This window comes from Fibrobacter sp., from assembly GCA_012523595.1.
In the GTDB taxonomy this organism is placed as follows: Bacteria; Fibrobacterota; Chitinivibrionia; order Chitinivibrionales; family Chitinispirillaceae; genus JAAYIG01.
This window is the reverse complement of record JAAYIG010000253.1, coordinates 1-4471: the sequence shown is the minus strand read 5'-3', so window position 1 is coordinate 4471 and position 4471 is coordinate 1. Positions and strand designations below refer to the sequence as shown.

The following is a 4471-nucleotide window of genomic DNA, read 5'->3' as shown; positions in this document are numbered from 1 at the left end:
GATTTACTTAATATACCGCTTTCGGATGTATCGGAAGCCATTGAACGCCTTCGGAAAAAAGGTGTACTTAAAATTGACAATGGGAGAGTTGTTATAACCGGGTTTGAACAGCTTGAGAAGCATTCCCGGACACTTTTTCAGTCAGTGGATGAGGTTACGGCGACCTGATACTTTTTCAGGATGGTAAGTATGAAAAAATCAGGCCTGTTACTATTTGTTGCTGTTGCATTTTGCAGTCTTTCCTATTCCTCATCTGATACCACAATATGCTCTGATGCTCTGGTTTCACCGGACAACATTTACAGAGCAGTGTGGTCATGTAACAGTTCCATACTTTACAAAGCACTTTCCTGCGGTGTGGATCCGGATATTCCGGATTCAAACGGGACAACTCTGCTTATTGCATCGGCCAGTATTGGATGCACTGATCTGATGAAAGTCCTGCTGAATTTCAGGGCATCGGTTGATTTTCAGGACAGGTCAGGAAAGAGTGCGCTTTTTTACTCTGTAATTAACAATAAACCGGCACTTGCAGAGGTTTTGCTTGAGCATGGTGCTTCAGTAAACCTTCCGGACAGCAATGGAGAGACTCCTTTGCAACTTGCAATACAGAAGTCGGATTCTGCAATGATCTCGCTGCTGCTTTACTATGGAGCTGATCCCTTTGTAGTTGACAAAAACTGGCGTACACCGCTGATGCATGCCATATCGAGAAAATCTATTGTTCTTACAAGGCTGCTGCTTCAGGCCGGCTCAGACTGCAATGCCCGTGATGCAAACCAGAAGACCGCTTTGATAATGGCAGTTGAATCCGGAGTTCCGGAACTTGTCAGACTTCTACTTGCATTCGGGGCAGATAAGAATGCTGCAGACAGTAAAGGTGTTACTCCTTTGATTGCTGCGGTTTTGCGAAACCGGATCGAGATTGTGGGGGTGCTTCTGGAAGCTGGTGCAGATGTAAATCTTAAAGATCAAAGCAACAGGACTCCTCTGATGATAGCCATGAGGGGTGGTTTTCAAAAGATAGAGAAGCTGCTGCTGGAGAAGGGACCTGATGGTTATACTCCTTTGTTAACTGCTGCAAGAAACGGTGATGTGGAAAAGATAAGAGATCTTCTAATGCTGGCATCTGTGGACGTAAATATGAAGAATCATTATGGGAGCACACCTCTTATTGTGGCGGCATCGAAGGGGCATGTGCATGTGATGGAGGAGTTGATTTTCTATGGCGCAGATCTTAATGCGCAGAACCAGGTATTGGGGACAGCGCTTATGTATGCTTGTGCAAATGGCTATTCACGTGCGGTGAGATTATTGATTGATTCCGGGGCAGATGTTAATGCGGTGAATATTCATGGCCGAACAGCACTTGACTATGCGCGTAGATACCGTGAGAATGGGATTTACCAGATGCTGATAGATGCTGGAGTGGAGGGGGGAGGTTTGTTTTAGGGGCAGGGGACAGACTATGTTTTTACTTTTTTGGGGACGGACTGTTTTTTTGCCTTTTAGGTACTTTCAGCGAATCTATGGGTCCACTTAGTCCCTAACCATCCAGATAGTGGTGGATACCTGAAAGATTCTACTGAGCAGGAGGGCTAAATTCGGGAGTGGAATGGAGTAGGAATTAGTGTCCCCGGTTTTGGTTTTCAGGGGACAGACTATGTTTTTGTTTTTTTAGGGACGGACTATTTTTTTACCTTTTAGGTACTTTCAGCGAATCTATGGTCTTCTTAACTCCAAATCATCCTGATAAAGGTGGATACCTGAAAGATTCTACGAGCAGGAGGGCTGAATTCGGGAGTGGAATGGAGTAGGAATTAGTGTCCCCGGTTTTGGCTTTCAGGGGACACTTTTTTGGGGACGGACTATGTTTTTACCTTTTAAGTACTTTCAGCGAATCTATGGAATTCTTAACCCCAAATTATCCTGATACAGTAGATATCTGAAGTTCTACAGAGAAGATTGGATATGGAATAGAATGGAATGAGAATTTGCTGTTCCAGTGAATCAATAAATACCCGATGCCTTTCTTCGTATTCATATAGTTAAACGGCTAAATTTACTTTTATAGAGACCTGTTTTTTCTAATACTACAAAAAGACTCAGAAAAAAATGAAAAACTACATTCTTGACAACACTGTTCTTCTTTATGATGCGCAGGCACTGTTTAAGTTCGGGGTGAATAATGTCATTATTCCCATTCCGGTTCTGGAAGCTATTGATCACTTCAAGAAAGATATCAGCGAGATTGGCCGCAATGCACGCCAGGCATCAAGATACCTTGACGAGCTTCGTAAAAAAGCCTCTGTAACATCGGGGATAAGACTTGAGAACGGAGGGATGCTGTATGTGAAGATCAGCACCGGGTCAACCCTGATGAGGCTTCCTGATGAACTACGGGATAGAAATCGCGATAATATGATATTGGCTATTGCACTGGATGTTAAGGAGCATTCATCTGATATCGACACCATATTTGTCAGCAAAGATATAAATCTGCGGATCAAAGCCGATGCCCTTGGTCTTGATGTAGAGGATTATGAATCTGACAAAGTGGATATTGAGGAACTTTACAGCGGTCACCGTGAACTGGTTATTGATCATGATTCTCTTCTGAAGTTCAGAGAAAGCGGTGTGCTTAGTTCTTCAGAAAAACTATACCCTCATCAGTATTTAACGCTTATTTCCCGTGAAGACAGCTCCTCATTTGCCCTGGGGAAATTTGACGCTGCCAGAAACGCAATTGTAAAGATAACCACCGAGGAACGTCAGGGGATATGGCGAATCAGTCCCAGGAACAGGGAACAGATATTTGCCATGGATGCATTGATGGATGATTCCATTCAGTTAGTGACCCTTGTTGGTAAAGCTGGCACAGGTAAAACTCTTCTTGCTGTAGCCGCCAGTCTTTACAAAACCGTTGATGAGAATGTGTACAGCAGGATACTGGTATCGCGTCCGACTCTTCCCATGGGCAAAGATATCGGATTTCTTCCCGGCACAGTCGAGGAAAAACTGACTCCATGGATGTATCCGATAGTAGACAATGTGGAACTGATTATGCGTAATGACAGCCGTTCCTCCCGGCATATAAGAGGTTTCAGGGAACTGGTTGATATGGGAATTCTGATAATTGAACCCTTGACATATATTAGGGGTCGTTCTATACACAATCAGTATCTTATTATTGATGAGGCGCAGAACCTTACTCCTCATGAGATTAAAACCATTATCACCAGGGTTGGTGACGGGACTAAAATTGTGATTACCGGGGATCCGTATCAGATAGACAATCCATATATCGACTCGTCAAGTAACGGGCTTACTTATGTGGTGGAGCGATTCAAGGCTCAGGATATAGCGGCACATATCTATTTCTCCAAAGGAGAGAGATCAAAGCTTTCTGAGCTGGCAGCAAATCTGCTTTAGTGGTTGGGGACAGACTGCTTTTTTCCTCTTTTTTGGGGACGGACTATGTTTTTCCTCTTAGCTGGTGATCCGACCAGATTTTTTAGTAAAAAAGTAGTCTGTCCCCAGGGATTAAAGATTAAATGGTTGAATTAGTTTTCCACTCAGATAATCACATCTGAATTCAATGGTGAGAAGCAGATTCTCTCAAATATGAATTTCTACTCAGAATTGTTTTCTGTGGCGCATGTGGTGCAACTGAAGAACTGCTCTTTAAGAAGACCAAATCCGAGATACCCGGAATTAACTTGAACAGACCGTTTGTATGCAGGTTACGGTTTTGTCCTCAGTATCTTCAGGTGTTCCCTTACTAACCAGAACAGCGATGGGGGAGATGGTGACCCTGAGAAATTCAGCAATGACCGAAAGTGGAATAAGCTCCATCACATGAGAACGATAGCAGAAATCAGCTCGGGCTTGAGATCTTATGTTTTTTCTCCCCCGTTTCATAAGGTCGCTTTCAGTAATGTCGTACTCCTGGCAAATCTCAATTGAGATTTTCTTTAATACATAGGGATAGTCGACTTTTCGATGTATTCTGCTCAGATGATTTTTGTACTGCTCCAGGGCATTCTTTACAAATTCGGGATCTCCAATTACCGCAGGTGATCCTTTGCAGGAGCGGGCTATTTCGGTTATTTCGGTTTCAGACATTTTACCGGCTGTTTTAATATCTTCGCAGTTGCAGCTCTGTGACATGGATTCCATGTAAGCTGAGACAGCGTTTTCTTCGTCGTCGCCAAAGAAGCACAGCGCTTCTTCTCTGCTTTGAAACTTTTCCCCTGGTGCATCTTCTTCGCCTATAAGGAATCCATGGCCGCATAATGGGCAGTCTTTTAGTTCCTCAAGGGACTTGACCATCCCAGCCCTTAGAGGGTTTAGATGCACGTACTTAATGAGCTGAACTGCGTAGTCCTGATCCTGGCAGAGAACTGATTTGAATCTGCTCCGGAAAAGATATCCTTTTCTTTTGTATTTCTTGTTGTATCGGGCGGCGTAT

Annotated in this window: 4 protein-coding genes; 3 read left to right on the top strand and 1 reads right to left on the bottom strand. The window is 43.7% G+C overall.

Annotation, left to right across the window (positions count from 1 at the left end):
• The 3 genes from GX089_17280 to GX089_17270 all read left to right on the top strand — a co-directional run.
• On the top strand, positions 1-168 hold a 168-nt coding region (locus GX089_17280), incomplete at its 5' end, for a hypothetical protein (GenBank protein NLP04249.1).
• A gap of 21 nt (positions 169-189) precedes the next feature.
• The gene (locus GX089_17275) at positions 190-1452 is read left to right on the top strand and encodes a hypothetical protein (protein NLP04248.1); all 1263 of its coding nucleotides are present in this window, start codon (positions 190-192) and stop codon (positions 1450-1452) included.
• 663 nt (positions 1453-2115) lie between these two features.
• Entirely contained in the window at positions 2116-3432 is a 1317-nt protein-coding gene (locus GX089_17270) for a PhoH family protein (GenBank protein NLP04247.1), read from the top strand.
• A gap of 282 nt (positions 3433-3714) precedes the next feature.
• Here GX089_17270 and GX089_17265 read toward each other — a convergent pair.
• Positions 3715-4471: hypothetical protein (locus GX089_17265; protein ID NLP04246.1), on the bottom strand; the 757-nt coding region annotated here is incomplete at its 5' end.

Excerpts from the sequence above, each read along its gene's own strand:
- GX089_17275 (NLP04248.1), top strand. The coding sequence starts at position 190 with ATGAAAAAATCAGGCCTGTTACTATTTGTTGCTGTTGCATTTTGCAGT.
- GX089_17270 (NLP04247.1), top strand. The coding sequence starts at position 2,116 with ATGAAAAACTACATTCTTGACAACACTGTTCTTCTTTATGATGCGCAG.